The 26,898-nt window shown below is 59.5% G+C and carries 16 protein-coding genes and 11 pseudogenes; 7 read left to right on the forward strand and 20 right to left on the reverse strand.

Annotated elements, in window-relative coordinates; genetic code table 11:
- Window positions 1-58: 58 nt before the first annotated feature.
- Window positions 59-1,659: pseudogene (locus ACE10Z_RS34850) on the forward strand (IS66 family transposase).
- 595 nt (window positions 1,660-2,254) lie between these two features.
- On the opposite strand, the pseudogene ACE10Z_RS34855 reads toward ACE10Z_RS34850, so the two are convergent.
- From ACE10Z_RS34855 to ACE10Z_RS34910, 12 genes and pseudogenes are all read right to left on the reverse strand, one after another.
- Window positions 2,255-2,512: pseudogene (locus tag ACE10Z_RS34855) on the reverse strand (ABC transporter permease subunit); the annotation flags it as partial.
- Window positions 2,513-2,633: 121 nt separating this feature from the next.
- Complete coding sequence (locus tag ACE10Z_RS34860) at window positions 2,634-2,861, reverse strand: transporter substrate-binding domain-containing protein (RefSeq protein ID WP_375784825.1); 228 nt, start codon at window positions 2,859-2,861, stop codon at window positions 2,634-2,636.
- Entirely contained in the window at window positions 2,822-3,154 is a 333-nt protein-coding gene (locus ACE10Z_RS34865; RefSeq protein ID WP_375784826.1) for a transporter substrate-binding domain-containing protein, read from the reverse strand. The genes ACE10Z_RS34860 and ACE10Z_RS34865 overlap by 40 nt, the downstream gene beginning before the upstream one ends.
- Window positions 3,155-3,201: 47 nt before the next feature.
- Window positions 3,202-3,972 (reverse strand): amino acid ABC transporter ATP-binding protein, encoded by a 771-nt coding sequence (locus ACE10Z_RS34870; protein WP_375784827.1) that lies wholly within the window; start codon window positions 3,970-3,972, stop codon window positions 3,202-3,204.
- A 7-nt stretch (window positions 3,973-3,979) separates the two neighbouring features.
- A complete protein-coding gene (locus ACE10Z_RS34875) occupies window positions 3,980-4,864 on the reverse strand; it encodes an amino acid ABC transporter permease (protein ID WP_375784828.1) in 885 nt (294 codons plus the stop codon).
- 1,183 nt (window positions 4,865-6,047) lie between these two features.
- Window positions 6,048-6,734, reverse strand: a pseudogene (locus ACE10Z_RS34880) (transposase); the annotation flags it as partial.
- A gap of 429 nt (window positions 6,735-7,163) precedes the next feature.
- A complete protein-coding gene (locus ACE10Z_RS34885; RefSeq protein WP_375784829.1) occupies window positions 7,164-7,304 on the reverse strand; it encodes a hypothetical protein in 141 nt (46 codons plus the stop codon).
- Between the two features lie 667 nt (window positions 7,305-7,971).
- Complete coding sequence (locus ACE10Z_RS34890; protein ID WP_375784830.1) at window positions 7,972-10,212, reverse strand: acetate--CoA ligase family protein; 2,241 nt, start codon at window positions 10,210-10,212, stop codon at window positions 7,972-7,974.
- Between the two features lie 208 nt (window positions 10,213-10,420).
- Window positions 10,421-10,523: pseudogene (locus ACE10Z_RS34895) on the reverse strand (nitronate monooxygenase); the annotation flags it as partial.
- Window positions 10,524-10,549: 26 nt separating this feature from the next.
- Window positions 10,550-11,675: pseudogene (locus tag ACE10Z_RS34900) on the reverse strand (IS630 family transposase).
- Between the two features lie 298 nt (window positions 11,676-11,973).
- Window positions 11,974-12,513, reverse strand: coding sequence for a carboxymuconolactone decarboxylase family protein (locus ACE10Z_RS34905; protein ID WP_375784831.1), 540 nt, complete (start codon window positions 12,511-12,513; stop codon window positions 11,974-11,976).
- 6 nt (window positions 12,514-12,519) lie between these two features.
- Entirely contained in the window at window positions 12,520-13,074 is a 555-nt protein-coding gene (locus tag ACE10Z_RS34910; RefSeq protein ID WP_375784832.1) for a peroxiredoxin, read from the reverse strand.
- A gap of 617 nt (window positions 13,075-13,691) precedes the next feature.
- Here ACE10Z_RS34910 and ACE10Z_RS34915 point away from each other — a divergent pair.
- Entirely contained in the window at window positions 13,692-14,165 is a 474-nt protein-coding gene (locus ACE10Z_RS34915; protein ID WP_375784833.1) for an Lrp/AsnC family transcriptional regulator, read from the forward strand.
- Between the two features lie 210 nt (window positions 14,166-14,375).
- On the opposite strand, the pseudogene ACE10Z_RS34920 reads toward ACE10Z_RS34915, so the two are convergent.
- Together ACE10Z_RS34920 and ACE10Z_RS34925 are read right to left on the reverse strand one after the other, a co-directional pair.
- A pseudogene (locus ACE10Z_RS34920) lies at window positions 14,376-15,341 on the reverse strand (IS481 family transposase).
- Window positions 15,342-15,365: 24 nt separating this feature from the next.
- Window positions 15,366-15,593 (reverse strand): annotated as a pseudogene (locus tag ACE10Z_RS34925) (IS256 family transposase); the annotation flags it as partial.
- Between the two features lie 246 nt (window positions 15,594-15,839).
- Here ACE10Z_RS34925 and ACE10Z_RS34930 point away from each other — a divergent pair.
- Window positions 15,840-16,864: pseudogene (locus ACE10Z_RS34930) on the forward strand (transposase).
- Window positions 16,865-17,163: 299 nt separating this feature from the next.
- On the opposite strand, the pseudogene ACE10Z_RS34935 reads toward ACE10Z_RS34930, so the two are convergent.
- Window positions 17,164-18,218 (reverse strand): annotated as a pseudogene (locus ACE10Z_RS34935) (IS256 family transposase); the annotation flags it as partial.
- A gap of 715 nt (window positions 18,219-18,933) precedes the next feature.
- On the opposite strand from ACE10Z_RS34935, the gene ACE10Z_RS34940 reads away from it, so the two are divergent.
- Complete coding sequence (locus tag ACE10Z_RS34940) at window positions 18,934-19,641, forward strand: hypothetical protein (protein ID WP_375784834.1); 708 nt, start codon at window positions 18,934-18,936, stop codon at window positions 19,639-19,641.
- Here ACE10Z_RS34940 and ACE10Z_RS34945 read toward each other — a convergent pair.
- Entirely contained in the window at window positions 19,601-20,347 is a 747-nt protein-coding gene (locus ACE10Z_RS34945) for a transposase (protein ID WP_375784835.1), read from the reverse strand. The genes ACE10Z_RS34940 and ACE10Z_RS34945 overlap by 41 nt on opposite strands.
- Window positions 20,348-20,500: 153 nt before the next feature.
- Here ACE10Z_RS34945 and ACE10Z_RS34950 point away from each other — a divergent pair.
- Window positions 20,501-20,998 (forward strand): annotated as a pseudogene (locus tag ACE10Z_RS34950) (chorismate-binding protein); the annotation flags it as partial.
- Window positions 20,995-21,579, forward strand: coding sequence for an anthranilate synthase component II (locus ACE10Z_RS34955; RefSeq protein WP_375784836.1), 585 nt, complete (start codon window positions 20,995-20,997; stop codon window positions 21,577-21,579). The pseudogene ACE10Z_RS34950 and the gene ACE10Z_RS34955, both read left to right, overlap by 4 nt.
- 172 nt (window positions 21,580-21,751) lie before the next feature.
- Here ACE10Z_RS34955 and ACE10Z_RS34960 read toward each other — a convergent pair whose 3' ends face one another.
- Window positions 21,752-22,315, reverse strand: a complete 564-nt coding sequence (locus tag ACE10Z_RS34960) for a hypothetical protein (RefSeq protein ID WP_375784837.1) — start codon at window positions 22,313-22,315, stop codon at window positions 21,752-21,754.
- Window positions 22,316-22,484: 169 nt separating this feature from the next.
- The gene (locus tag ACE10Z_RS34965) at window positions 22,485-22,898 is read right to left on the reverse strand and encodes an FAD-dependent oxidoreductase (protein WP_375784838.1); all 414 of its coding nucleotides are present in this window, start codon (window positions 22,896-22,898) and stop codon (window positions 22,485-22,487) included.
- A 77-nt stretch (window positions 22,899-22,975) separates the two neighbouring features.
- Here ACE10Z_RS34965 and ACE10Z_RS34970 point away from each other — a divergent pair.
- Window positions 22,976-23,119: pseudogene (locus ACE10Z_RS34970) on the forward strand (AsnC family transcriptional regulator); the annotation flags it as partial.
- Between the two features lie 142 nt (window positions 23,120-23,261).
- Here the strand turns inward: ACE10Z_RS34970 and purU are convergent.
- Both purU and ACE10Z_RS34980 read right to left on the reverse strand, forming a co-directional pair.
- Window positions 23,262-24,125 carry a formyltetrahydrofolate deformylase gene (gene purU, locus ACE10Z_RS34975; protein ID WP_375784839.1) on the reverse strand — a complete coding sequence of 288 codons (864 nt, stop codon included), beginning with the start codon at window positions 24,123-24,125 and terminating at the stop codon, window positions 23,262-23,264.
- A gap of 66 nt (window positions 24,126-24,191) precedes the next feature.
- Window positions 24,192-26,693, reverse strand: coding sequence for an FAD-dependent oxidoreductase (locus ACE10Z_RS34980; protein ID WP_375784840.1), 2,502 nt, complete (start codon window positions 26,691-26,693; stop codon window positions 24,192-24,194).
- Between the last annotated feature and the right edge of the window lie 205 nt (window positions 26,694-26,898).

Consider the following 26,898-nt stretch of genomic DNA (forward strand, 5'->3'; position numbering starts at 1 on the left):
TGAATCAGTGAGCTGAAAAGGCAAGAGAACCGGGGCAAAATGTGCTCTGGTCGGGCCAATGACGCCGCCCGATCTCAACCTCCCGAATGACGTAGAGACGCAGAGACGCTGAGAGCCATGGTGCATGCCATGGCCGAGAGGGCGGCCCGCGCCGATGCTCTGGAGAGCGAAGTCGCCGATCTCAGGGCGCGCAACGCCGATGCCGATGCGCGCATCGAGCGGCTGACGCAGATCCTGAAGGCCTTCGACCGCGTCCGGTTCGGCCGACGATCGGAAAAGCTCGGCTCTGCGAACGGTGACGATGAACAGCAGACCTTTGTCTTCGAGGAAATCGAGACCGGCATCGCTGCGATCAAGGCCCAGGTCAGCAAGGGCCGTGAGCAGGCGGACGGCAAGCGTGCACCGCGTCGGCGCAAGGGCTTTGCGCCCCATCTGGAACGGATCGAAACGGTCATTGAGCCGGAAGAGCTGGCTGAGCATGCCGGCAAGCAGAAGGTGCTGATCGGCGAGGACGTGTCGGAGCGTCTGGATGTGGTGCCGGCCAAGTTCCGTGTGATCGTTACGCGCCGTCCCAAGTACGCCTTCAAGAACGAGGACGGCGTGATCCAGGCGCCGGCCCCGGTCCATATCATTGAAGGAGGCATTCCGACGGAAGCGCTTCTGGCCCAGATCGCCGTCGCCAAATATGCCGATGGCCAGCCGCTCTACCGGCAGGAGGCTATCTACGCCCGCGACAAGGTCGAACTCGACCGCCAGCTGATGGCGCAATGGATGGGCAAGCTCGGCTTCGAGCTGGAGATCGTGGCCGACTACATCTTCAGCGAGGTCAAGAAGGCCGAACGGGTCTTTGCCGACGAAACCACCTTGCCGACGCTCGCTCCCGGCTCCGGATCGACGAAGACGGCCTACTTATGGGCCTATGCCAGGGATGACCGAACCTTTGGCCGTAGCGGTCCCCCGATGGTGGCTTATCGCTTCGAAGACAGCCGCTCCGGCGAATGCGCGGCCCGCCATCTCAATGGTTATCGGGGCATCCTGCAAGTGGATGGCTATGCCGCCTATAACAAGTTGGCGCGATCCGATCGCGGCAATGATGGCGTCGCATTGGCTGGCTGCTGGTCACACAGCAGACGCAAGTTCTACGAGCTGCATGTTGCAGGGAGCTCGGAAGTGGCAACGGCGACGGTCGAGCGGATGGCAAGGCTCTGGCAGGTCGAAAAAACCGTGCGCGGTCAAAACCCCGACGTTCGCGTTGCCGCGCGCCAGCAAGCCTCCGCGGCGGTCGTCGCTGATCTCTTCGACCTCTGGCAGCAGACTTTGCGGCGGATCTCCGGCAAATCAAAACTGGCTGAGGCGATCCGCTATGCCGTCTCGCGCCGTGCCATCTTCGAACGCTTCCTCACCGACGGCCGCATTGAGCTCGACTCCAACATTGTCGAACGCGCCATCAGGCCGCAAACAATTACGAGAAAGAATAGCCTCTTCGCGGGCAGCGACGGCGGCGGACGAACCTGGGCAACCATCGCAACGCTGCTGCAGACAGCGAAAATGAACAACGTCGATCCATTCGCTTGGCTCAACCTAACACTTCAGCGTATCGCCAACGGCTGGCCGAGCAGCGAAATCAACGCGCTCATGCCATGGAACCACGCCGCCTGACGGCCTCAGCTTGCCGTTTACGCTACAGTGGCTTCAACGCGCTATGGTCGACCGACCAAGCGACTCACAGCGGGGCTTTTTCTCGCTTTGGCGTTGATGGCTCTGGTCCGCCACCCGCCCGCTCGTGCAGACGCGCACTTTGGCAAAGTGAGCAACGCGATCGATGCGGGCGCAGTTGCGCGCGAAATTCGTGGAGCTGGACGAAGTCATTGCCCGACCCGCGGTGGGCGTACGAGCGACGGCACGCTTCGTCTTGACCGAACACAGTTGTCATACGCGTAATCGACGAAGTTCATTCCGACTATAGCGTCGATCCAGTTCATTTTCGCGCCCATAAGAGCTCGTTGTTGAATCCCCGTCAGCTTGTTGGATATCGGACCCTGAATTCGAAAGGCGCGAGGCCGAACGCGATGGCGAGCGCGCTCATCGCTACGCGAACTCGTGTTTTCGAAGGGCATGTCTATTCCCTTACATGTCTTCCTGTAGACAATGAGTTGCGTCGGCCGGTCAACTCCGCACTGCCGAAATGAAGTCGCACGTGCGGGCTGGGGTCGGGCTGCCAAGAACCTGTAAGGGCGATCCGCCTTCGACCAGAGATGTTTTCGACGTTGTGCAACATTTCTGAATACTGGATCACGCTCGCCAGCGACGTCAGCTTGGGACCATGCCGATGAGTTCGTTGCCAATCGACGGGAGGACCAGACGCATGGCCTGTGGCAGGATGATTCGGCGCAGCGCCTGCAGACGGGGCGTGCCGATCGCCTTTGCCGCTTCGTACTGCCCCCTGATCGACAGACAATAAGCCGGCGCGCACTACTTCCGACGGATAGGCCCTCTGATTGATGTCCAATCCCGCCCATTGAAGCTTTCGACGCGAGCGTTGTCGCGGTTTGCGGCTGATGTCCAACTCGGCGCCGCGCTAGTATGCCCACCGGTCCATGCCTTGGAGATGAACTCACTGCCGTTGCTGGTCTTCAGGGCTGCCCATTGATCATAGGCCGTTCGATCGCATTCTCATTCGGCAGGTTCCACTTGCGCGGCAGGGCTTGATAGGTGCCATCGGCCATGAGTTCGGCAAGCGCTTTCTTGAGCGCCTGTCCGAGCTGCGGGTCATCCTTCGCGAAACCGAACCCTACCGTCGCGGGGTAGAACTTTGCCACAGTCACGTACCGGTTGTTTTCAAGCATGTTCTGATAGGCCAACGTACCCGATCGTCGGCGCGCTTCGTCACGATCGAACTGAGCAACTGGTCGAACTTTGACTCGATCAAGTTGACTTTCGCACCCATCTTCGCAGCGATCGCGTCCAAGAGGTCGATATCGAATCCCACCAGCCTGTTGGTCGTTGGATCTTTGAACTCGAACGGCGGATACGTAGTGTTTGCAACTGCATTGATAAGGGACTTTGTGGCTTGCGAGTAGGCAGTACCTGCGGCGAGGCCGAGCACGATAGCGAGCGCGCTCATCGCAAGACGAAGTCCGGTTCTTGAAGGCATATCGATATTTTTTCCTTACCTGTTTTTCTAGAGAAGGGGTTGCATCGTCAACTCAGCACGGCCGAAATGAAGTCCCGCGTGCGGGCCTGGGTTGGGCTGCTGAGCACTTGTGCGGCAGGTCCGCCTTCGACCACCTGCCCCTGGTCCATGAACAGCACCCGGCTCGCCACTTCACGCGCGAAGCCGAGTTCGTGCGTCACGACGACCATGGTCATTCCGGTTCGCGCGAGATCGCGCATGACCGAGAGCACTTCGCCGACCAGTTCGGGATCTAGTGCAGAGGTCGGCTCGTCGAACAGCATCAGCGACGGCTTCATCGCGAGCGCGCGGCCGATCGCCACACGCTGTTGCTGGCCGCCCGAGAGCTCGACTGGGTACGCGTCGCATTTGTACGCGAGACCGACGCGCGCGAGCAGCTCACGAGCGTCGGCCTCGGCTTGCGTACGCTCTTGTTTGAGCACTTGAACCGGTCCTTCGATGATATTCTCCAGCGCCGTTTTGTGCGGAAACAGGTTGAAGCGCTGAAACACCATGCCCGTTGCAAGTCGCTGTCGCGCGATCTCACGTTCGGAGAGTTCGTATAGCTTGTGGCCAGTGCGACGGTAGCCGACCAGTTCGCCGTTTACCCACAAGGCACCCCCATCAATAACTTCTAGCTGGTTGATGCAGCGTAGAAACGTACTCTTTCCCGAGCCCGACGGTCCAATCACGCACAGCACTTCGCCGCGGTCGATCTCCAAATCAATACCCTTGAGCGCTTCGAATGCACCGTACGACTTGCGCAGGCCGACGGCCTTGACGATCGGATTCATGTCCATTCCCCGGTTAGCGTGACTGCACTGGACGCCCCGCGCCGCGCGCGAAGTACCGCTCGAGACGCGCTTGCACCGGGGAGAGCACCGAGACCACGGCCAAGTACCAGATAGCCGCGACAATCAGTAGTTCAATGACGCGATTGTTCACGTAGTAGATGTTTTCGACGTTGTGCAACATTTCTGAATACTGGATCACGCTCGCCAGTGACGTCAGCTTGACCATGCCGATGAGTTCGTTGCCAATCGGCGGGAGGATCACACGCATGGCCTGTGGCAAGATGATTCGGTGCAGCGCCTGCAGACGGGGCATGCCGATCGCCTTTGCTGCTTCGTACTGCCCCTGATCGACAGACAATAGGCCGGCGCGCACCACCTCCGACGTATAGGCACCCTGATTGATGCCCAATCCCAGCAGTGCGGCGACGAACGGCGTGATCACGTCAACGGTGCGCATCTCGAAGAGCCCAGGAATGCCGAAGGTTGGAAATATCAGTGCCAGGTTGTACCAAAGCAACAACTGCAGTAGTAAGGGAGTCCCGCGGAAGAACCACACGTAGCTGGCCGCTGCCCAATTGACCACCGGATTGGCCGAAAGCCGCATTATCGCAACGGTCACTCCAATCGCGATACCGAGCAGCATTGCCGCCGCCGCCATCAGCACCGTGTTGGCGAGGCCGAGGACGATGGTATCCGCCATGAGGAACCGTCCAACGACCGGCCATTCGATCTGTCCATGCACGAACGCCATGACGATCCACGAGACGAGCGCGACGACCACAGCAGCGCTAATGTAGCGGCCTACATGCTTCCGGCGCACGTGCTCGAATCGAGAGATGTCCTCCGTGAGGTCGTCCTGGTCGCTTATCGGTGACATTTCGCTCAACACCCTCAACATGCTCTTGTCTCCTCTGATGCCACTCAGGTGGCCACCGCGCCAATGCCGAGCACCGTTACGCTGTCGCAGCCGACCCGGCATGGAAATAGGTCCGCGGTCGATCGTTCGTCGACACGGTCGCGTCATGGAACGTCATCGGGGCCGATGGCAGGGGGCCTCCGGTGCCCGCAGCCTGGGCGGCGAGTTTTGTCGAGTGGGTCTCGACGCCCCTCCGTCATTCCGGGCACGCGAAGCGTGAACCAGAAATCACGAGGACCGAAACGATAGCCCATCAAGAGTTCGGCACCTTTTTTTCATCTCATGCTCCAAGAAAAACGTCTGGCGCGCGCGATCGAGGATATCACGCGCCTCCCAGCTGGTGTGCGGCGGCCTGCACCGTCGATTTCCCTCAGGCCGACCGCGTTACCGGCCTGATCGCCGGATAGATCGCTGACCATGTACAGCACGCCCCCCCCCCCCCGCAATCTCGTCCGGAATCAAAAGGCCTTCCTCACATCCTTCAGCGGTCACGGTCTCGCCGGGATAGACCGGCGAGAAAATTATTGGCAGCGAAATTGAGGCGCATCACGCGCGGCGCGCCTAGTTTGCGATGTGGGGCCAGAACGAAATTGCGTTCGAAAGCAGCGAATTTCGCAGCCGCGGTCAACCCTCCGCTCACTCGATCCAGCTGCGCAGTACGGCGCCCTCTAGATGGAGGCAACCCTGTCCGAGGTGGAATGCTCGTTGCGCCGATGAAAGCCCCTGCGGAGGGATCGTGCGCACCTCTTCCGGACTCATGAAAACCGTCCTTCTACCAGCTTGGCCCCGCTTTTTTTGCGTTGGCCTGCTCTTCTGCGTTTCCTGGGCACAAACTAAACGGGTGTCCCCGCCTAAAGACCGCGAAAATCGACTTGGATTGCATATATGCCGCAGAATAAATCGACTTTGTACCGATTTCGATATCAAATCGCGCATGGTCGACCGCTCGCCTGAGACCAATCGCGCGCGGCTCCCTCCCTTGGAATGACGCGATAAAGCAGCTGCGAGCTGGCGCGGTCAGTCTCTGGTTGGCTGGTTTAGGTCCCTATCGCTGCCGCAACGTCCTCTTCCGGCGCCGTTACTTTGCCATCTCCTATTGCAATGCAGCGAGCACCGGATCGTTCGCGGCGCCGAGCAGCCCTCGTAATCAAAGCCGACCGCGCTTCGGATGGGCAATGCGCGAGCGGCGGACATCGCGGATAGAGCGGCCGAGCTGCGTCCGCAAGCTGCGTAATTGCCGTCGTTGGCACTTGAGTTACTTGGCATGGGATAGCGTCTGGCCATCGTCGCCGCCCGCTTGGCGATGCGCAGATAGGATAGCCGCAGCCGCACGCCGTGCTTGCGGGCCAGCCGGTTGAAGCCCCGCTCGACGTCGATCAGAAAGGTCACGGGCTTGGGCTGAACGCTGGTGTCCACCGTCACCCGTTTGAGATCGCGCGTCCGTAAACCCGCCGATCTCATGCGCCACCCCCAAGCTTTCGGCCAGCAAGAGCTCCGGCTTGCCGCCGAGCCGGTTGCGCCAATGGCTCAGATGGAAGCGCTCGTGCGGGAACTCGCGCTGGAAAAACTCAAAGCCGGTGAAGTGCTGGAAATGCGGGTTATAGACCCGGCGCTCACAGACGCCCTCGGCGGACAGGCCGTAGATGTGCTTGAGCAGCAACAGCCCAACGACGAAACGGCTCGAGATGGCAGGCCGTCTTCTCGCTATAGAGGGGCGCGACCTCGCGAACGACCAGTCCCAATCGACCTTGGCGCCGAGCAGCATCGGCTCGTGCTTGAGAACGATGATCTGGTCGAGCCTGACGCGAAACAGATCGCCTTCCCCTGTCGTCTCCGGCTTCCTCGGTCGCATCGCTCCCCTCCGCCGCAACCACGGAATTGCTGATTCGAGAAAATTCTTGAAAATGAATTGCAAGCTCTCGAGGCTTGAACTCTCGAAAGCTTGCGATCTCAAACCCGCGGCCGCCAAAAACCGAATCTTGCTCAACGGCTGGGACGCTTCTTCACGGGCGACTATGGAATTGCCGCTGAAGACCAAGCCAACGTCTCGGCACTACTGCTCGAACTGACCCGCGATCATTGCGAGCCTGCCTGAGGGCGAGCCGACGCCTGCCCCCGTGTTTGGGTCGCTCCGATCCGTGGTATCTCAATCAGGCTCGCCCAAAGGCGTTCCCTGTCCAGCGCGCTCGGTCCCGGATCCATGGGTCGACAACTCGCACGTGCGTTCAGGGGCTGACCATCGACCATGGGCCGTTCGATCGCACTATGGTCCGGGGGGGGGTCACTTGCGCAGCAGCTGCCGATAGGTGCCATCTGCAATGAGCGCGGCAAGTGCATTCTTGATCGCCTGCCCTAACTGTGGGTCATCGTTCGAGAAACGATCCCGTCCGCGAACGGGTAGATAGGCCTTTCCAACTGGCATGTAGATGTCGCCCTCGATCTTGTTCAGATATACGACGGCTATAGGGCTGAACGTGAACTTTGCCTATAGAGAATGAGTTGAGTCGGCCCGTCAACTCAGCACTGCCGAAATGAAGTCGCGCGTTCGATCGATCGTGGTGTAGGTGTGTCGAATTGTCGGAAGCTGCGGGTATCGGAAAACAGCGATGGTTGCTTGGTACGTAGCTGATACTTTGGCTGATCAACGAGAGGGCCGGCATCATCAGCCCAACATGACCATTGATGGACTCGGTCATGATCAAGCCTGCGGCGTAAAGGACTTTGCTAGCGACGAAGGGACCTTGGGTGATTGCGAGCACGATCGGCATGCCACTAAATAATCCGGCGCTCACGGACACTGTGACCATAGCCAAATGCTGCACAGTGAAGGACAGAATTAAGCCGAAGTTGCTGACGATAGGCTCGTAAGTAGCCACGCCCCCCCGTTCCTGCCTTAGGCCGGCTCTTTGTGTCACCAAGACACCACCTTCGCGGATCTCCTGACCACGCGCTCGGCCGGGCACTCCTCCGAGCGGGCTCCCTCGAGGAGGAGGCAGTGATCTTAGGCGAAGACCTTCGCCCGATGCCGCGCGAGCGCGATGGCGATCTCCCAGCGCTGGCGAGCGCGCATCGCCCTCCCAAGCGCCCCGTCAAACCGTTCCGGCGGTCTTCTTAATGATGAGGCAATCGACCGCCGTCAGTCCAGCACCATTTGCAAGTATGAGCGGGTTGATGTCGATCTCACCGATCTCATCAGCTAGGTCGGTGCAGAGCGTGCCGAACCTGACGATGCAGTTGGCGAAGGCCTCCAGATCCGCCTTCGCCCCCCCTCGCGCGCCGCGCAGAACATTTACCGCGCGCAGCTGGCCAATCTCCGCCTGGACATCGGCCGCATCGAACGGCGGTAGCATCACACGCACATCCTTCAGCGCCTCGACCCAGATCCCGCCCAGACCGAAAGCGATGACAGGTCCGAACTGCGGGTCGAATGTGGCGCCGAGCATCATCTCGATGCCCGTCTCGGCCATCTCCTGCACGACCACCCCTACGATCTCAGCTTCGGGACGTCGCGATCGGACCGATGCCACGATCCGATCGAACGCCGCCGCAGCGTCCTCGGGCGAGGAGACGTTCAGCACAACGCCGCCGACATCCGTCTTATGCGCGATCTCGGCCGACTCGATCTTCATGACCACGGGGAACCCGAGGTCCCGTGCGATGCAGGCCGCTTCGGTCGGCCCAGTCGAGAGCGTTTCGCGGGTGACGGAGATGCCGTAGAGGGCAAGCAGGCGCTTGCCTTCCCGCTCCGTTAGAATGTCGCCCTTGGCATCGCGAATGATGCGGATTGCGTCCGCATATCGGGCGCTACGCCGGCCCCATTGTTCGGATAGGCGATTGTCCGGCTTGCGGCCGCGCAGGAACTCGGCATACCCAATGAGCGCCGAGAGCGCCTTCAGCCCGGTGCCCATGCCCTGCAGCAAGGGCATGCCGTCGAACTCTACCTTCGGCTCGATCATCGAGCCTTGCGGCTCTGGGGCGGCAAAGAAATGGCCGCCCGCCATGCTCATGACCGAGAAAACGACTCCCGGCGCCGCCTCTACGGCGCGCGTCAGCGCTTGGCCGACGGTCGAGCGCACATCGAGGGGCGACGGGACGGCAGACCCCCAAATCACAACGTCATAAGCGCCGCTCGTTGCCAGCGTCCCCAGGCCCGCGTCTATGATGCCTGTGTCGTAGACGCATTGGCCAGTCAGATCGAGTGGGTTCTCAACGCTCCCGAACTCGGGGACAACCGCGTTCAGCCGTTGTTTGACCACCTCGGGCAATGGCGAGAATTCAATCCCGCACGGCTCGGCGATGTCGGACAGCATGCTGTTCGCGCCTCCGGAGTAGGACACGAACGCGACGCGACGGCCACGGGGCCGCTTGGTAGCGGACAGCGCTGCAGTAGTCTCGATCAGGTCATCGATCGTGTCAACCCGAACCACGCCCAGCCGCTTCAGGACCGCATCTATCGCAACGTTCGAGCCCACCAGCGAGCCGGTATGAGCCAAGGCCGCCTTGCGGGCACCTTCAGAACGGCCGACTTTCATCACGATGATCGGCTTGCCCTTATCGGCCGCGCGCTCGCATGCTTTGATAAAATCGAGCGGCCGCTTGATCTGCTCACAGTAGCAAACGATGACGCTAGTTTCTTCGTCAGTGACGAAATAATCGATGTAATCCGCCGCGTCGAGGCAGGCTTCGTTGCCGCTGGCGACGACGCGTCCAATACCGATCCCGCGGGCAAGAAGCGGAGGGAGAAGGCTGGATGCTGCCATGCCGCTCTGCACTGCGGCGCTAACACGACCAGCCTTCATTGTTTGGAATGGCGTAGTAATCGCGATGAATCGATTGGCCGCGTTCATCAGCCCGTTGCCGTTCGGCCCCGCTGTTGGGATGCCCGTCCGTTTGGCCCACTCCGAGAGCTGGCGCTGTTTTTTAATGCCAAGGCTACCCTGGTCGGCAAAGCCGCTCGAGACAACCTGGATCGCGCCAACGTCAGCGGCCTCGCAATCGTCGAGAACGTCTGGGATCGCGCCACTCGGAATAGCAATCGAAGCGAAGTCCACCACGTGCGGAATCGCGTTCAGACTCGGAAAGCAGGGAATATCCTCAATCTGCTCGTAGCGCGGGTTCACCGCCGCGAGCTTGCCCGAGAAGCCCCATTTCCTGAGCGCATCAAGGACGTCCTTACCCATGCCTCCCCTCGGGGAAGCACCTACGATCGCGACTGATTCCGGCCAGAAAAGCCGGCGGAGCCGGTGGCCTGCCGCCGCCTTGCGCTGAACGATCTCCTTGCCGACGAGATCGAATGCCCCCGGCAGGACATTATTACGTTGCACGTCCATAAGTCCTCCCGTTCCGAGCGAAACTAATCCACTAAGCCTATTGGCTGAAGAGTCGCGTCAGCCCCTGTCTATGATGGATGAGGTGCCATTGGTCTTATACATGAGCGTCGAAGACGAATCTCTCTCGTGTAGAGCGCGGTCCGCCTGAAAATCTGCGCCTAATCAGGACAATACGAAGCTTCTATGCGGCAATCTCAGCCTATCCGTTCGCTTTCAGCGAGTGACTGACCGAGGTGCACCTTATGGATGATCTTAATGCTGTCCGGATAAGGCGGCGCTGCAAAAGTCGGCGAGAAAGTCAGATTCACGCCGACCGACTAGTACCTCGTCACAGTGATTATGACTCTTTGGAAGTGGCGGGATAGGCGCCTACCATTTTGGCGCGAGCCTTGTCTGTTGTGAACATCCATTTGATGCGGGAGCGGGCGGCATTTCGTTGTCGTTCCCAGGCGGTGATTTCGCGGCGCAGTCGCTTGGGGTCGTCGATCCTGCGATCCAGGCACTGGCCCCGCAGGACGCCGATTTCGATCTCGACCATGTTGAGCCAGCTTGCATGTTTTGGGGTGTAGTGGAACTCGAGCCGTCGCAAAATCCGCCTGGCTTCGGCGGGCGGGAACGCCTGATAGAGGGCGCCGGCGGAGTGGGTCGATAAATTGTCGTGGACGACCCGGATGATCTCGGCGTCGGGATAATGGATGTCGATGAGATCACGCATGCATTGGGCGTAATCTCTTGCCGCTCGCCGCTCGCCGCTCGGTGACCTTGACCTTGCGCCAGGGACGATGCACGTCGAGGAGAACGAAGAGATTGACCGTGCCATTCCGACGATACTCATAATCGTAACGTTCGAGCCTGCCGGGCTTGGCCGGGATGGGCTGACGCGTTTCGCCGATGAGTTGCACCGGGCTTTCGTCGAAGCACACCACTGGCTGCCTGGAGTCGGGCGCCTCATAGAGGTCGAGCACATCCTCCATGCGGGCGACGTATTCGCCGTCGACCTGCGGAATGCACCACATGTCCTTACGCCACGGCTTCAGATCGTTCTCGGCCAGGCGCCGCCGAACCGTCTCGTGCGACAGGCTCTTGTGTTCGGTGAGCTTGACCATCTCACCTGCCAGCAGCTTTAGCGTCCAGCGGGCATGGCCCTTTGGCGGACTGGCGCAGGCTGTCGCCACCAGCAAGGCTTCTTTCTTGCCCGTGAGTTTGCGTTCCGTCCCGGGACGCGGCTCTTCGCTCAGCGCCCGCTCCAGATTGCCTTCCACGAAGCGTCGCTTGGTCTGGTACACGGTCGAGCCGCTCACGCCGACGCCCCTTGCGATCTCCTCGTCGCTGGTCTCGGCATCGGCGGCCAGCAAAATCTGCGCTCGCTTGAGCTTCCGGGACGCATGCTTGCCGCCGCTGAGCAGCGTCCTCAGTTCGGTGCGCTCGATTTGGCTGAGGTCGACCCGATAGCGTACATTCATGGCGTGCCTCCTCGTTCGAGGAACGCACGAACAACTGAATCGGATGGCCGGCGTGAGTCCTTCGACCAAACCCTTCACGCCCACGCAGGGGCAGTATCTGGCTTTTATCCACCTCTATACCCGGCTGCATCGCAGGCCCCCGGCCGAAACCGACATGCAGGAATATTTCCGCGTCAGCCTGCCTTCGGTTCACCAGATGGTGCTGACGCTGGAACGCGCCGGCCTCATCAGACGGCAGCCAAGGACGCCTCGCAGCATCGAGGTCCTGATTGATCCGAAACTCCGGCCCGAGCTACTCCTAGGCCACCGACATTGTAGCGTTGCCGGCCTCGATCGCCACCGCAACCGACTGCATGATCGCGGCAAAGCGCACGGCGGTCTGGATCGTCGTCGCTGCGACGCTGGTGTCCTGCAGCACCTTCTCATGCGAATCGATGCAGGCGCCGCAGCCGTTGATGGCGGACACCGCCAACGACCACAATTCGAAATCGGCCTTGTCGACGCCAGGACCGCCGATGACGTTCATGCGCAGCCGCGACGGCATATCGCCGTATTCCTTGTTTGAGGTAAGGTGCACGAAGCGATAGTAGATGTTGTTCATGGCCATTACAGTTGCCACTGCCTTTGCAGCGGCCACCGCGGCCGGCGTCATCTTCTCAACCGCAAGCGCTTCGAATGCTGACATGACGCGCGAATTGCGCGTCGCCACCGCACAGGCGAGGAACAGGCCATAGCGGGTCTGCTCGCCCAAGGATTCGTCCAAGACCATGGACGAGAGGTTGAGCCTCACGTCCTTGGCGAAGTCCGGAATGCGGCCCTTCAGCTCGTCGATCGACATCGCGCCTTACGCCACCTTCAGCGTTTCGCCACCGACCTCGCGGTTGCACGGACAGAGCTCGTCGGTCTGCAGCGCATCGAGCACACGCAGGGTGTCCTTCGGCGCGCGGCCGACATTGAGGTTGGTCGCATAAACGTGCTGTATCGTGTTATCGGGATCAACGATATAGGTGTAGCGATAGGCGACACCGTCCGGCGAGCGTACGCCGAGGCCGTCGACGAGCGAGCCCTTGGTGTCGGCGAACTGCCAGATCGGCAGCTTGTGCAGGTCCTTGTGGTCGCGCCGCCAGGCGAGCTTGCAGAATTCGTTGTCGGTCGAGCCGCCAAGCACCACCGCGTCGCGGTCCTCAAAATCCTTCGAGAGCCGGGCGAATTCGGCGATTTCAGTCGGACAGACGAAGGTGAAGTCCTTCGGATAGAAGAAGATGATCTTCCACTTGCCCGGAAAACTCGTCTCGTTGAGCGCCTCGAACGCACTACGCCCCTTTTCTTCATGAACCTGAAATCCGGGCTTCACGCCGACGACTTCGAACGATGGCAGCTTGCTTCCAATTCCGAGCATAAGTGTGTCGCCCCCTTCAAAAGACTCTGATCGCTATTTCAAGTCGCCGTTTCGTCTGGCGGATGCGCAACAAACACAATGGCGCCAAGTAAGCCATACCTCTAACCTCCCCGACGATCCTACCTAAGCAAACTGCTCCTTGAGGCGCCTATGGGAGCGCAAGCCGACGATTCTCGCCCGGTCGCTCAGTCGCTGCTTCTCAACAATATCGAGGACGGCGTTGGCAGCAGCGGCGGTGATCGGATGGCCTCAGCTGAAGAGATCGCCAGATTCATATCGGCCGCGCCGCAACAAGCAACGTCATTAGCCGGGTCGACCCCAACGTATCTTCGCTCGCTCGGAATCCAGCAGCCGTCAATGAGCGTACCTCCCGTTGCACAATCGCGACGACGCAGATTTTGCAGGTGCTTGCTCGCAAAGCCGACCGAATGCGGACTTTTGTGCCGAATAGTCTGAAATGCCATCTGGGGGTCCCACGCAGGCATCTGTTGAAATTGCCTACGCATTCAGGATACTGAGGTCGTCAACAAATTCGCGTCGCATTTTCCGGTCGTTCGGAGGATTTCCTGCAACGTACAGGCTATCTGCGAGGAAACGCAGCTCAAGTGGGGCCGATTATGCTATACGATCGAATAGATGCCCGTATCCTAGAGATCGTCCAAAAGAACAATCGCCTAACTTCCGAGATCATCGGCGAACTGGCGGGGCTTTCTGCTACTGCGTGTCAACGGCGACTTAAGAGACTCCGTTCGGAAGGCATCATTGAGGCCGATATCTCGATCGTTTCGCCAAAGGCGGTAGCAAGACCTATTCAAATGCTTGTGCTAGTGAGCCTGGAGCGGGAGCGTTCCGATATAATCGATAGGTTCAAGAAGGCTATCAAATCGTCAGCTGAAGTCGTCAATGGATTTTACGTCACCGGTGACGCTGATTTCGTCCTCTACATTACTGCGGGTACCATGGAAGATTACGAGCAGTTCACCAGGCGATTTTTCTATGAGAACCCAGACATTAAGGCGGTTAAGACGATGGTAATAATGGACCGCGTAAAGGCGGGCTTTGCCACTCCAATTCAGGTTCCGCCTGAGTAATTGACCTACTACCTGATGTCGGTGTCTCGTCTCGCGGATCCATGCGTTTCCGCGCTTTTTTCGTCAATCACTCGCGCAAAACCCCCACTGCCGCTCCTCTGCTCTGTGGTGTTGTTAACATTTGAGCTGAGGTGCAGATTCGTGCGCCAAAACAGATTAAGACAACGAATATCGCGTCGGACTCATTGCGAGCTCCCCTCGAGCTGGTCGCTAGGTGTTTAGTCCCGGCATCCGCTGGGGCGGATTGAGGGTGAATCGTTCGGGCTCTTTTGTCCAAGTTTTGCAGATGTATTCGTAGGGCGCAGGCCCTTCAGGGTCTTCAGCCGTCGAGCGTAGTTGTAGGCGTTTACGAAGTCGGCAAGGTGTGCTTCGAGCTGAGTGTGTCGATCGTAATGGTAGCGCTGGACGGTCGCTTCCTTGATCGTGCGGTTCATGCGCTCGACCTGCCCATTGGTCCAGGGATGCTTGATCTTGGTCAGCCGATGTTCGATGCCATTCTCTTGGCAGCGCATATCGAACATATGTGTGACGTATCATGCCGTCGGGCCGTCCGCATAGCGCGGCGGGAAAGTGAACTGGATCCCATTGTCGGTGAGAACCGTGCGGATCTTGTAGGGGAGAGCTGCGATCAGAGCTTCGAGGAAAGCCGAGGCGGACGTCCTTCCCGTCTTCCTGACCAGTTGCACGAAGGCGAACTTGCTGGTGCGATCGATGGCGACGTAGAGGTAGAGCTTGCCTTCAGCGGTCTGGACCTCAGCGATGTCGATGTGGAAATAGCCGATCGGATAAGCCTTGAACTTCTTCTTCAACGGCTTTGTTGCCTTCGACCTCCGGCAATCGGCTGATGCCATGGCGCTGAAGGCAGCGATGCAGGGATGACCGCGTCAGATGCGGGATGGTCGGCTGCAGCGCATAGAGGCAATCGTCGAGCGGAAGCAGCGTATGCCGTTGGAAAGCGACGATGATCGCCTCCTCCTCGATGGAAAGGACAGTCGACTTGGCTTCCTTGGGGCCTGTCGGGAGATCGGCGACGGTCTCGCGCCCTTTCCACTTCGCGACAGTCTTCTGGTTGATCCCGTAGCGCTTGGCGAGCGCTCTCAGGCTCTCTTGACTATTTTGTATTGCTCGACGGACTGCCTCCGTCGTGGTGGCGCAGCCGTGTAAAACTTGAGCTATGCGGGATTTTGGGTGACGAGGCGATCAGGCGGCGTGGTTTGCCGGCATGCGGATGACTTCGATGCCGTCGTTGAATCTGACACCTGCAATCACCTTGGGCAACTGATTTGTGCCTTTGAGCCGCCGCCAGTTTTTTGATGCGGCGATGACCAGCTTGAACACCATCAGCCTGGCGGTCGTTGACGACAGCGATCCTTTCGTGCGCACGGTTCTGTGCCGCACGGTCGCGAACACGCTTTCGATGGGGTTGGTAACCGGTATGAGATGTGTCGGTGCCAACGTTCTGCCGCGGTGTCTAACACCGTGGCGTATGGTGCGACCATCGGGACAGAGGCACCGGGAGCACGAAGGTGCGGGTAGGCCGATACACACGATGAGCCGAGAGCTCGAGTTAGTAGCTGGCCGCCTCTGCAACTCGCCCGGTTGCGCCGAGAGCGCGAATCCGTAGTTGTCGTGTCGCCGGCAGCTCCCGTCATGTGTGTGGCAGAGGAGATGCAAATGCGACGGGTGATTGGCATCGACGTCCACCGAACTTTCGGCGAGGTGGTGTTTTGGGAAGACGGCAGGCTCCGACATGCGGGCCGCATTGATATGACACGGACTGCGCTGAAGGGATTTGGCAAGAGCCTGCTGGCCAGTGATGAGGTGGTGGTCGAAGCGACCGCCAACAGCATGGCGGTGTCGCGGGTTCTGGCGCCGTTCGTGGCGCGGGTGATTATCGCCAATCCGCTGCAGGTGAAGGCGATCGCCCAGGCTCACGTCAAGACCGACAAGATCGATGCCGGCACGCTCGCCAGTCTGCAGGCGGCCGGGTATCTGCCGCAGATCTGGACGCCGGACGCGGAGACCGAACGCAAGCGTCGGCTGGTGGCGCGGCGCTACAGGTCGTGCGGCATCGCACGCGGCTCAAGAACGAGGTGCATTCGATCCTGCACGCGTACCTGATCCCGAAGTGCCCGCATGCCGATCTTTTCAACGCCCGCGGCCGGGCGTGGTTGGCCGCTCAACAGTTGCCGGACGATGAACGCGCAGCGATCGATCGGCACGTCCGTGAGCTTGACCGATTGGCGGAAGACCTGGCCCTGCTCGACCGCGAGATCGCGCAGGACGCAATGGACGATCCCGCGGTCAATAGATTGATGACAATCACCGCGCCCGGTCCACTGCATGCTTTCTTCGTTCGCATCCGCGCCCGGCGCGGCCATCAGATCGCTGCGGTGGCCGTGGCTCGCAAGCTCACGGTGCTCTGCTGGCATTTGCTGACGAAGGGCGAAGATTACCTGTGGGCGCGCCCAGCGCTGGTCGCCAACAAGACCCGCGCAATGCAACTTCAAGCCGGACATCCGCAACAGAAAGGTAACCGGCGTGGACCTGCCTACGCCTACAACATCAAGGCGCTGCGCGACCACGAGATGGTGATTGCCGCCCAGGCGGAGCGAAACTACGAACAATTCGTGTCGCAATGGAAACCGCGGCGGCCAAGAGCGGGCGCGCGGGCGCCTCAATTCGGCAAGACAACATAGGCAGTCTGGTGACGCTTGCAGCCGACGCGTCACGCTTCGCCACGAGGTCGCCCGCGCCCGACAACCATAATCGCAGCTGACGGCAACTTCCAGCCTAGCCAGGCCCGTTCCATGCAGCGTGCCACCGTGCTCGGGCCGGTCAAGGCCAAGCCTTGCGGTGGCCGCAAGTGCGGCCAGCCTTGACCGCCCCTGCGCGCGGCGGCTGCAAGATTGATGGCCGGGACGGAAGAATGACCTGCGGCGCGGCCGAACAAAAGAATGGACGTGCCGCGATTTCCGCAATTGTCGTCTCGGTCAAAAAATCGCTTGTCCATCTCATCCGTCGTGCGCAAGTGATCCCAATGCTCGGCAGGGAAGTCGTAGAAGGCCAGCAGCGCGTCGCGGTCCTTGGCGAGGCATTCGACCGCCCGGCCGTACTTGGCGCGGTATTTCTCGGCGAAGACGTCGATCGCCGCTTCGGCGGCCGCCCGGTTCGGCGCCCAATAGACCTCGCGCAGGTCCTTCTTCATGTTGGCTGGACCGAGAGCGGGACCTTGTCCAGGACGTTGACGGTCTTGTGCACCCAGCAGCGCTGGTGCCGCGTGCCGGGAAAGACCTCGTCAAGAGCCTTCCAGAAGCCGAGCGCGCCGTCACCAACGGCAATTTCCGGGGCGATTTGCAACCCGCGCTGCTTCACGTCGATCAAGAGTTCACGCCAGCTCTGCGCGCTCTCCCGGACGCCGACCTGAAAGCCAATCAGTTCCTTCTTGCCTTCCGGCGTCGCGCCGAATCAGCACCAGCATGCATTCGCCGTGGTCTTCCATGCGCGCCTGCAGGAAGACGCCATCGGCCCACACATACGTAGCGTCGCGCCGACAGATCGCGCTTCTGCCAACGCTCGTACTCGCCCTGCCACTCGGCCGTCAGCCGGGAGATGACCGCCGGCGACAAGTTCGGCGCCCAGCAGGGCCGTCAACGCCTCCTGGAAATCGCCGGTCGAGATGCCGCGCAGATACAGCACCGGCAACAGCGCATCCAGGCTCCGGGTGCGCCGCGCCCACAGCGGCAGGATCGCCGAGCTGAACCGGATCCGCTCGCTATCGCCGGCCGCCCCGCGGTCCCGAATCTTTGCCCGCGCGACCTCGACCGGTCCGATGCCGGTCGCAATCGTTCGCGCCGGGCCGTAACCATGTCGCACGACACGGGCACGCCGTCGCGTCAGCTTCAAATCCTTCACCGTGGCAAGAAACGTCTCGACTTCGATCTCCACGGCCTGCGCCAGAAGCTGCCGAGCACCAGCTCGCAGAATATTGGTCAGTGGATCGTCGATATCGTCGGGCTGACGAAGGGCAACAATATTGCTGGTCTCGTTCATGGCGTATCGCTCTCCTTGAGAGGTTCTGGCAGGCTCGACACCCGCCTCGATACGCCGCCTATCTCATTCCGTCATCACCCACTTTCCCGCATAGCTCGTAAAACTTGTCCCATAGCGCATCCTTCGAATCGTGCGATAAGAACCATCAAAGCCTGGGACTAAACACCTAGGGCATACTGCCTGCTCCGCAGTTCGTGTTCTCCACACGGGCAGATAGTTGACGCCGTCAGCGAGACTATGCTGAACATCGGGATAAACTTGGCTCTAACAATCCGCTCAGGTTCGAGAGGATGGCGACTACCGCTGGTGTTCAGGGAAATTCGTGGCAGTAACTCGGGAAGAGCATGGATCTCTTCGAGCTGATGCTCGCGGTTCTCGGCTCGATTTGCAAACGCTGGCGGTGCGCCCGATTGAACCTGCGACTAACCATGATCTCGCGCATGATTTGAACGGCTGGTCAGACACGGCCGAACACAGCTTCACGATGTGTTATCTGCGTGGGCAGCAATGTCTCGTGCCGGCTCGATCATTCCAAAAGCTCAGATCGCCTCTCGTGTTCTGCTCACGTCGACCTAAAGGTCGGAGACTTTCTTCGGATTCCGCCCCCCTTCGGGAGCAGAATTGCGGCTACACGGGGTCCCATATTGACGAAATTCAGCCTTAGGAACCTAATAGTAATTTGTGTGAAGATGAAGCTTCGAATCAAGGTCGCGCAATGACATCGCAAAACCCACGCTCTCTCGGAGTCCTGCTTCTCGAACGTGGGCTGCCACCCGGCGTGCCGCGCCCAGCGCCGTTTCCCGGCTCGATGCTGAATCCGGCTACGTTCGACTTTCCGATCATCTCGGAAACGGTCGCGGGAGCTTGGGTGGAGAACGTCGTCCGCGGTGATCCAGCGCTGGAACCGGCCTATATCGCAGCCGCCCGGCGCTTGGTTGAGCGAGGAGCTGTCGCAATAAGCTCGGACTGTGGTTTTTCAATTCGGCATCAAGCGGCGGTTGCTGCCTCGGTGAATGTCCCCGTGGCGATGTCGAGCCTGCTCCTGCTACCGGCCCTGCTTCGGCAGTTGCCGAGGCCCGCTAAGATCGCAGTATTGAGCTATGACTCAACTCATTGCGGCGAAGATCTGCTCGGAGTCGATGGCCCGGCTGAGCGGGCGAGGATCGTGATCGGCGGCATCGAAGGCGGCAAGTACTGGCATGATGGTCGTAAGCGCCCGTTGCCACCAGTCGACGTCGCCGCTATTGAGACGGATGTCACCGCCTGCGTCGCGCGACTCCGAGCGGCGCATCAGGCGATCGCGGCGATCCTGTTCGAATGCACGGCGTTCCCGCTGGTAGCGCCGGCGATCCGTCGTGCCGCGAAGCTGCCCGTCTACGATATCACGAGCCTCTGCCGGATGACGATCGCGTCCGTCGCCTGAGGAGATAGTTGCATGTCGCGGAAACCCCACCGTTCTGGCTTCGGATGATGTCCGTAATCTTCAAATAAGCTGCATATTGCGTGCGCTTTTTCTTGAGAGCCTCGATCTTCTCAGCAAGATTCCTAGTGCGCGCCCCCGCCATCGCGTGCTCGATCTTATCGCCTGTGTCGAGTCGCGCTAGATAGTCATCAAGCTTCTTGTCGGCGGCGGCGATGAATTTATCCAGTGATGCCTCCGTAAAGTTCTTATCCTTGTTGTTGACGGCCTTGATGCGCGTGCCATCTATCGCTAGGAGCTCTCGCCCGAAGAGATCGAGACGTCGGCATAAGACCGTGAACTCGCGGAAAACCGATTTAAACGCGGCCCGGTTGTCGCTCCTGAAATCAGCGATGGTCTTAAAATCCGGCTTGAGAGTTCGTAGCAACCAAATTACTTCCATGTTTCGATGGCATTCGGCTTCCAGCCGTCGGCTTGAACGAACACGATTGAGATAGCCGTAAATATAAAGCTTCAGCAGGTCACCCGGATCGTAACCTGGCCGCCCTATGACCTTCCCCTCTACCCGCGCAAAGCCTGAACTCTTGAGATCAAGCTCATCGACAAAGGCATCAATAAAGCGGACCGGATTCTCGACGTCGACGTAATCGTCGATCGCCTCGGGCAAAAGCAGAAGCTGCGAACGATCCGAGCCAGAAATGTGTGCCATGCGCGAATCTAACGCAACGGCCCTGTCATTGGAATCAGCCTCGTGGACTTTTCACACGGTCTGCTAAACTTAAGGTCACACGCTTCCGAATTACCACGCGTCACGCAAGACGGCGCCCGTCGGATGCGTACGGGAAGACGAACGCCGCCCGCAATTCTTCTTGCGTCCGAAAAGGACCGCGCCGAGAACATTATGATCGTTGATCTCCTGCGTAGTGATCTGTCGCGCGTTTGCACTCCGGATTCGGTCAAGGTTCCAGGGTTGTGCGGCCTCGAGTCCTATGCCTCAGTGCACCATCTTGTGTCGATCGTTACGGGTGAGCTTGCCGGAGACCAAGACGCCGTCACCCTACTTCGCGCTTGCTTTCCCGGCGGCTCCATTACCGGGGCGCCAAAGGTGCGATCGATGGAGATCATTGCTGAACTCGAGCGTGTGGCACGAGAGGTCTATTGCGGGGCGATCGGCTTCATCGGACACATGGACACGAACATTGCGATCCGCACGGTAACGATCAGCGACGGCCTGGCCGCATTTCATGCGGGTAGCGGGATCACGGCGATGTCGGATCCAGAGGCCGAGTACGAGGAGACGCTCGCCAAGGCACAGCGAATCCTTGACGCATTTCGTGCTGAAACATCGGGTGCATTTTGATTGTCATCATCGACAACTACGGCTCCTTCGTCTTCAACATCGCCCGGTATTTCCGCAAGCTTGGTGCCCCAACGGAGGTGATCCGGAACGACGCGATAAGTGTCAGTGATCTCGTCGGCCTTAAGCCGCGCGCAGTGGTCATCTCGCCCGGTCCATGCACCCCAACTGAGGCCGGGATATCTGTGGATGCCGTCCGCAAACTTTCAGGTCGCGTCCCAATTCTTGGCATCTGCCTCGGACATCAGTGTATTGGGAGTGTATTCGGCGGGCAGGTGGCGCGTGCACGTCGCCCTATGCGCGGTCGATCCTCGCACGTAACGCATGATGGACGAGGACTGTTCAAGCAACTTCCGTCCCCACTTCGCGTCGGACGCTACCATTCGCTTGTTGTTGAGCTCGATGAGTCATGTGCGCCGCATCTCGAGGTGACAGCGCGATCGGACGAAGGTGAGATCATGGCCCTCGCACATTGCCATCAACCAACGTATGGTCTGCAGTTCCATCCGGAATCGACACTTACCGAACAAGGACATGCGCTGCTTATGAACTTCTTGCGGCTCGCAGAGACTTCCCGAGCTTAGGATGTCGGCTCAATCGGCGATATTCATCCTCTACGAGCTTTGCCCGCACCTGCATGAACGGAGCAGTCGCCAGCATTGCTGATCACCCAAGAGAGCTGACCATCAATGAAGAGCCGAACTTCGGTCGTGATTTGCACGTCTTCAGAGACTCACGACTGGCGTTCGACGCCTGTTACGACGTTGGTAGGAACACTATAGAAGGCGCGTAACGAGCTATTTGAGACGCGCAGCTTCTTGCTCGCAGCGCCCCAGCTCTCGCTGTTGGTCGGTTATGGACGCGCTTTATGACTTCCGTAGAACTTTGTCCCGAGAAGGACTCGAACCAGGTATCGATCTCGAGATGACACTCCATTGTGACGGCTTGAACGATGCGGCCATCAGGCGTATTTCTATAATAGTTCAGAGAAACATGCGGGAATCGCATATCGCAATGCCCTTTATAAAACCGATCTCGTTCAACTTGTCGGGCCTGGCCCTCGTCGCGATCAAGTCGCTCGACAAGATCGCCACCTTGCGCCGGAGATAGGGAAACTGGGCTCCCCAGGCGTTCATGGCCAGAACGACCTTTTTGCTTGAGACCGAGCCTTTTGCGCGTTACGACTTTTGGCGTTCTGGTACGTTCTAGGCGAATCATCGGCGAATGCTCGTAGATCGCCACGCCCAGTTTCTGGGCATGAGCTCGGAGGCCGAGCGCAAGTATGCCCGGCTGGACGGTGGCGGCATCGGGTTCGAACACGCCGGCTAGTTGCGATCAGTACCACCCAGACGCGCCACCTCCGTCTTGTCGAGGACCTCAAATGGCCGCACCTTGTGTTTGGCTAGCTCATCAACCAGGATGTTCCAGCAGCCGATTTGCGAAGCGCAGGTCGCAGTCCACAGCCACCCATCCGCGCAAAATTCTCCGTCTATGGCATTCTCCCGGCAGAATGCGCCGATTTCAGTACTGCTTCTGCCGAGCTTTTTGCAATCCGGGTAGCTTCATCGGTACCACATATCTTGTGCAACGAGAGATATTTGGCCCAGTAGCTGGTGACGAATCCGCCATTGCGCCCGCTCGCGCCCGCTCCGCACAAGTCCCTCTCCACCACCGCGATTTTGAGCGAGGGCGAGCGTTCTTTGATCGGTATTGCGGTCCATAAGCCCAAGTATCCGCCGCCGACGATCGTTACGTCGGCTGTGACGTGCGTCGATAAGGACCGCACCTGAGGTTCCCCAAGACGGGCGTACGCCTGCTTTAACCAGAAATTACCCATCGCGGTCCCGTTGAGAATTGCGCATACGTTCAAAATAGTGATATTCAAAGCATATTTGCGGCGCATTTTTCTGCAGTACGCTTGAATTCTCGCGCCAATTCGGCTTTCCGCGGTGAAATACCTCTCAAGGGCTGGAGCCGACCATGCAATACGATCGAATAGACGCTCGCATCCTGGAGATGGTGCAAAAGAACAACCGTCTAACTTCTGAGGTGATCGGCGAACTGGCGTGGCTTTCTGCTACCGCGTGTCAACGTCGACTGAAGAGGCTACGTTCGGAAGGGATTAGGTCGTGTCCCCAGTGATGGTGTAGCTCGGTAGAGCAAAGCCGCCTGCCCGCTTCGGCCTGCGGCGGGACCTCGACGCTGATCGCGCACCATGTCGCTTCTCCCAAGCAGATCTGCCCTTGCACTTCGAAGCTCCGGTTAGTTAGCCGGTGAAGACAACAGTCTTCTTGCCATTCGGCACCACGCGATCCTCCAGGTGATGGAGCACGGCACGGGCGAGTACACGCCGTTCGATGTCGCGGCCTTTACGGACGAGGTCGTCCGGCGTATCGCGATGCGAGATCCGTTCGACATCTTGTTCAATGATCGGTCCCTCATCGAGGTCGGAGGTGACATAATGCGCTGTCGCGCCGATCAACTTGACGCCTCGCTCATGGGCCTGGTGATAGGGCTTGGCTCCCTTGAAGCCTGGCAAAAACGAATGGTGAATGTTAATGCAGCGCCCGGACAACTTGGCCGAGAAACCGTCCGATAGAATCTGCATGTAACGCGCGAGGACAACGAGATCAGTACTGGTCTCCTGCACGAGTTCCCAGATTCGCGTTTCTTGCTCCATCTTGGTTTGCTTTGTGACGGGCAAATGGTGGAACGGCAGCTCACCGAGAACGGTGGAGGCCAGATGCTCGCGACCGTGGTTGGAAACGACCGCCGTCACCTCCATTGGCAGCTCGCCGATGCGCCAGCGATACAGCAAGTCGGCAAGACAATGATCAAGTTTTGAGACCAGCAGCATCACCCGCTTCTTTGCCGCGCGCTCCCGAAGGGTGAACGTCATACCGAGGCGCGTGGCGAGGTTCTGGACAGAAGCAGCGATCCCTGTCTGCGAATTCGCACCTTCAAGGCGATCGAAGACAACGCGCATGAAGAAATGATCAGTTTCCGTATCGTCGAATTGTTGAGCGTCGAGAATGTTGCAACCAGCCTCAAACAGAAGACTTGAGAGCGCCGATACGATGCCTGGACGGTCTGGGCATGAAAAGGCGAGGACCATCGAACGATCGGACATAGCAGTCACCGCTTGGTGGCGGCCCCTTGTAAACTGGTTCAAGAAAGCTGAAGGTTAAAGTCAGCCCTAAGAGGGCGCTGTGAGCAGCTCCGGGGCAATAATGTCCTCGACCCTGCGCCATTCACCCTTTACTCGTGTACGATTTGAATCGTAGAAGGCGCGAAGGGATGCGATGGCAGCGTGCCTTTCGCCGGCAATCTCAATTTCGAAAGCTCCTTCAGATAGCCATTGGGCACTCACGCCGCTCTCGCAGTGCAGATAACCCATGCCGACGCCACAGCCCAGAGTGTGGCCGAAGCCTGCGGAACGCAGGTAACCCACGAGCGATCCATTGCGCCAAACTGGTTCTGTTCCGAACATGAGAGGCGCCGCCCGGGACGCGGCTAATTGAACAAGGCGTCGGCGTGGAACGTGCCCGCGCTGCGATTCGAGAACCGCCCGCCCTATGAAGTCCACATTCTTATTCCAGGCGATCGTGAATCCTAGTCCCGCTTCGAGCGGCGAATCTTCATCGCTCACGTCCGCGCCCCAGTCGCGGTAGCCTGCCTCAAGGCGCAAGGTGTTGAGTGCCACGTAGCCCGCGTGGCGTAGATCGAGATCGCGTCCAGCAGCGATTAGTGCATCGTAGACACCTAGCGCCTGTTCAATTGGGATGTGCAGCTCCCATCCGAGTTCTCCCACGAAGGTCATGCGGAACGCGAGCGCAATGCTATAGCCAATTTCAATTTCTCGGGCCATCGCGAAGGGGAATGCAGCATCGGAAAAATCTGCAGGGCTCACGCGCATAAGCAGTTCTCGTGAACGCGGCCCCATAACGGACAGGCATGCGTAGCCCGACGACACGTCGGTGACAAACACGTGGCCTGCACCTTTTGCATGCATTCGCAGCCAAGCGAGATCCCTAACGCGCTGCACGGCGGCCGTGACCACCAAGAATTCCTCATCTCCCGTTCGCGCAATCGTGACGTCGGATTCCATACCGCCCCGCTCATTGAGCCAGGGCGTGTAAACGATACGGCCCACTGGAACGTCAACGTCGTTAGTGGAGAGGTGCTGAAGAACGGCAAGCGCATCGCGGCCTTGCACCAGTAGATGTGCGAAAGAGGTCTGATCAAACAGTGTGACCCCGGAACGAGACGCCTCGTGTTCCGTCCCACTCGCCTTGAACCAGTCGTCGCGAGCAAATGTGGCGTGGGCGTTGGTGGGCGCATCTACGGCGCCAAACCATTGCGCCCGTTCCCACCCAGCGGCCTCGCCGAACTTTGCGCCAGCGGCTGCTAACCGATCGTGCAGTGGCGAGACGCGCACGTTACGAGCCGTCGCGGGTGACTTGTGAGGCCAATGTAGGGCATAGAGGAGTCCGACGGCCTCGCCTGTCCGATCGCGCAAATATCGGCGATTGCGCTGGAATGGCATGGCGCGTCGTACGTCCATCTCCCAGTAGTCATTGGCGGGCATGCCCGTCGACATCCACTCGGCCATGACTTTGCCAGCGCCGCCGGAGGACTCGATACCACACGAATTGAAACCCGAAGCCACATACAGGCCCCCAATTTCGGGAGCGGGCCCTAACAGGAATCGATTGTCAGGCGTGAAGCTCTCCGGGCCATTGAAGCTCAGTTGCAGCCCTACGTTTTCCAGCATCGGCATGCGGCGCATGGCATTGGCCAGGTGAGGCTCGATATGCTCGAAATCGTCAGGGAGCGAATCGAAACTGAACTCACGTGGAATCCCATCCATACCCCAAGGCTTGCCTTTGGGCTCGAAGAAACCCACCAGCAATTTGCTCGCGTCTTCTTTCGCGTAGAAGCACGCATCAAGATCGCGCACCGTCGGAGTATCGGGCGACAAACCCGCAATGGATTCTGTCACGACATAAAAATGCTCTGCCGCATGCAGCGGCACCGTCCAATTGAGATCGGCAGCTATCGTTCCGGTCCACATCCCCGCGCAGATGGCGACTCTTTCGGTTCGCACCACGCCCTCCGCGGTCTCGACCCCGGCGACTCGCCCCTTTTCGACCACGATGCGCGCTACCGGAGTGCGTTCAAGAATCTTCGCGCCGCCCTGTCGCGCGCCGGCTGCGAACGCGCGCGCCGTGTCTACCGGACTCGTCTTGCCATCAGAGGCAATCCATGCCGCTCCAAGTACATCGGTCACGTCGAGCAAGGGTACGCGACGCTTGGCTTCGGCCGCATCGATGATCTCGACATCGAGGCCAAAGGAGCGCCCCATCGACGCACCTCGCTTCAACTCCTCGAGCCGCGCGGGCGTTGCCGCGACAGTAATCGACCCGCATTGCCGAAAGCCGGTAGGCTGGCCGGTCAGCTTCTCGAGCTCTTGGAACAGCCCCGCGGTGTACTGGGCGAGCTTCGCCATGTTCTCGCTGGCTCGAAGCTGGGTGACCAGTCCCGCCGCGTGCCAGGTTGTACCGCAGGTGAGCTGGTCGCGCTCGAGCAGCACAACGTCGCAGTGCCCAAGCCGCGTGAGGTGATAGGCGACGGATAGACCGATGATGCCGCCACCGACGATGACGTATTCCGCATGAGAAGGCAGTTTGCTTTGCATTCCACAACTCAGAAAAAATGACTGCAGGCGGGTCTGGGCGCAGCCCAGGAATCAGCACATGGAAATCGTTTGGAGATTAGCGGTTACGCATCACGAGATACTTGATCGGGGTGCGGTTTCCGCCGTGCATGCCATGAACCATTGGCGCGATATCGAGCGCCTTGGCGCAATTGTAGCGACTGATAGTTAGTGCCGCTTACCAATG

It is taken from the genome of Bradyrhizobium sp. Pha-3 (assembly GCF_042258615.1).
In the GTDB taxonomy this organism is placed as follows: domain Bacteria; phylum Pseudomonadota; class Alphaproteobacteria; order Rhizobiales; family Xanthobacteraceae; genus Bradyrhizobium.

What these genes read in the sequence shown, in the direction of transcription:
- ACE10Z_RS34865 (WP_375784826.1), bottom strand. Translation starts at nt 3,154, where the DNA reads ATGCCTTCAAGAACCGGACTTCGTCTTGCGATGAGCGCGCTCGCTATC.
- ACE10Z_RS34870 (WP_375784827.1), bottom strand. Translation starts at nt 3,972, where the DNA reads ATGGACATGAATCCGATCGTCAAGGCCGTCGGCCTGCGCAAGTCGTAC.
- ACE10Z_RS34875 (WP_375784828.1), bottom strand. Translation starts at nt 4,864, where the DNA reads ATGTTGAGGGTGTTGAGCGAAATGTCACCGATAAGCGACCAGGACGAC.
- ACE10Z_RS34885 (WP_375784829.1), bottom strand. Translation starts at nt 7,304, where the DNA reads ATGCCAGTTGGAAAGGCCTATCTACCCGTTCGCGGACGGGATCGTTTC.
- ACE10Z_RS34890 (WP_375784830.1), bottom strand. Translation starts at nt 10,212, where the DNA reads ATGGACGTGCAACGTAATAATGTCCTGCCGGGGGCATTCGATCTCGTC.
- ACE10Z_RS34905 (WP_375784831.1), bottom strand. Translation starts at nt 12,513, where the DNA reads ATGTCGATCGACGAGCTGAAGGGCCGCATTCCGGACTTCGCCAAGGAC.
- ACE10Z_RS34910 (WP_375784832.1), bottom strand. Translation starts at nt 13,074, where the DNA reads ATGCTCGGAATTGGAAGCAAGCTGCCATCGTTCGAAGTCGTCGGCGTG.
- ACE10Z_RS34915 (WP_375784833.1), top strand. Translation starts at nt 13,692, where the DNA reads ATGCTATACGATCGAATAGATGCCCGTATCCTAGAGATCGTCCAAAAG.
- ACE10Z_RS34940 (WP_375784834.1), top strand. Translation starts at nt 18,934, where the DNA reads ATGACATCGCAAAACCCACGCTCTCTCGGAGTCCTGCTTCTCGAACGT.
- ACE10Z_RS34945 (WP_375784835.1), bottom strand. Translation starts at nt 20,347, where the DNA reads ATGGCACACATTTCTGGCTCGGATCGTTCGCAGCTTCTGCTTTTGCCC.
- ACE10Z_RS34965 (WP_375784838.1), bottom strand. Translation starts at nt 22,898, where the DNA reads ATGCGCCGCAAATATGCTTTGAATATCACTATTTTGAACGTATGCGCA.
- purU (WP_375784839.1), bottom strand. Translation starts at nt 24,125, where the DNA reads ATGTCCGATCGTTCGATGGTCCTCGCCTTTTCATGCCCAGACCGTCCA.
- ACE10Z_RS34980 (WP_375784840.1), bottom strand. Translation starts at nt 26,693, where the DNA reads ATGCAAAGCAAACTGCCTTCTCATGCGGAATACGTCATCGTCGGTGGC.